Below are 750 nucleotides of genomic sequence, written 5' to 3' on the forward strand. Positions count from 1 at the left end.
CCCACACTTAATACCAGGTCCGGTAGATTTGGTGATACAGGGGCACTGTAAACATCTTTAATATTTGTTCCCGGACGACTCCGGTCCGGAACTGGAACGGCATCAACTACCGGCACTGTCATCGGAATACCTCCGATAATAGCCATATATTGCGTACCGTTCTGCATAAGGTCCATCAGACGATATTTCACCGGTACATTATTACCCGCTGCTGGTAACTGGCTGGCCGGAATATCCGTTACCTGTTCCAGTTGCTGTGTAACCATAAGACGAATAATTTTTTGCTCATTTCCGGAAGCAGGCTCCAGACGGGCAAAAGAAACAGCAGCCGGGCGAGACGGTTCTGGCAAACCACCACGTAAACCATTCTCAAGAACTGTTCGTGCAGCGGAAACTTTCTCGTTTCCCCAAGGGCTATGCACACTGACAGACCATCCCGACCAGTCTCCCTCTTCAAGTTCCTTATCCAGAATAATCCGGCGAATAATTCCCGGAAAAAGAACACTTTGTACAAGTGCGATACCCTGTGGGCTGTAATCCCCCCATCCCGGAGGCATGGATGGAGCGATACCTGATGAGCCTCCTGGTTTCACATCACCACCCGAAATCAGTCCTGTTGACGGCCACACGACCATCGAGTGCCCATAATCAATACCTTCTGTCGGACCACTACCTTCGTAATCACTCATAAAAACACCTCTTTGACTTTTAAAACAATGCGTTAAAAACAACAAACTGTACATAAAACCA

At 48.1% G+C, this 750-nt stretch carries 1 pseudogene; it reads right to left on the bottom strand.

Annotated elements, in window-relative coordinates:
* A pseudogene (cda, locus tag E0D98_RS25140) lies at positions 1-689 on the bottom strand (colicin-D); the annotation flags it as partial.
* Positions 690-750: the final 61 nt, after the last annotated feature.

The organism is Escherichia sp. KCJ4928, from assembly GCF_004352695.1.
GTDB lineage: Bacteria > Pseudomonadota > Gammaproteobacteria > Enterobacterales > Enterobacteriaceae > ECMA0423.